Origin of the sequence: Bacillus sp. SA1-12 (assembly GCF_000981385.1) — a bacterium.
GTDB lineage: Bacteria > Bacillota > Bacilli > Bacillales > Bacillaceae > Metabacillus.
This window is the reverse complement of sequence record NZ_LATZ01000095.1, coordinates 1-622: the sequence shown is the minus strand read 5'-3', so window position 1 is coordinate 622 and position 622 is coordinate 1. Positions and strand designations below refer to the sequence as shown.

Below are 622 nucleotides of genomic sequence, written 5' to 3'. Positions count from 1 at the left end.
AATAACACAATTAGATTTCTACGTTCACGTCGAAAGGAAATATCAAATGTTGATAGATATGATTTTGTCACGGGAAAACTTAATTGAAGCACTTAAGCGTGTGGAAAGGAACAAAGGAAGTCATGGCATAGATGGAATGTCCGTAAAATCCCTACGAAGACACCTCTATGAAAACTGGGATTCCCTTTGTCACTCTTTGAGAACTGGTACCTATGAACCGAACCCAGTACGTCGAATCGAAATCCCGAAACCGAACGGTGGAGTAAGATTACTAGGAATACCTACTGTGACAGATCGTTTCATCCAACAGGCCATAGCCCAAGTGCTAACCCCACTTTTCGACCCAACATTTTCAGAACATAGTTATGGTTTCCGTCCCAAAAGAAGGGGCCATGATGCAGTGAGGAAAGCCAAGGGATATATAAGTGAAGGGTATAGATGGGTTATTGATATGGATTTAGAGAAATTCTTTGACAAGGTTAATCATGATAAGTTGATGGGGATATTGGCAAATAGAGTACAAGACCGATTGGTCTTGAAACTTATACGGAGGTATCTCCAATCAGGAATCATGATTAACGGTGTGGTTAATGAAGCAGAAGAAGGTACACCACAAGGAGGT

The 622-nt window shown here is 41.0% G+C and carries 1 protein-coding gene; it reads left to right on the top strand.

What is annotated here, in order from left to right:
• Positions 1 to 46 precede the first annotated feature (46 nt).
• On the top strand, positions 47 to 622 hold a 576-nt coding region (locus tag WQ54_RS17985), incomplete at its 3' end, for a reverse transcriptase domain-containing protein (protein WP_046585982.1).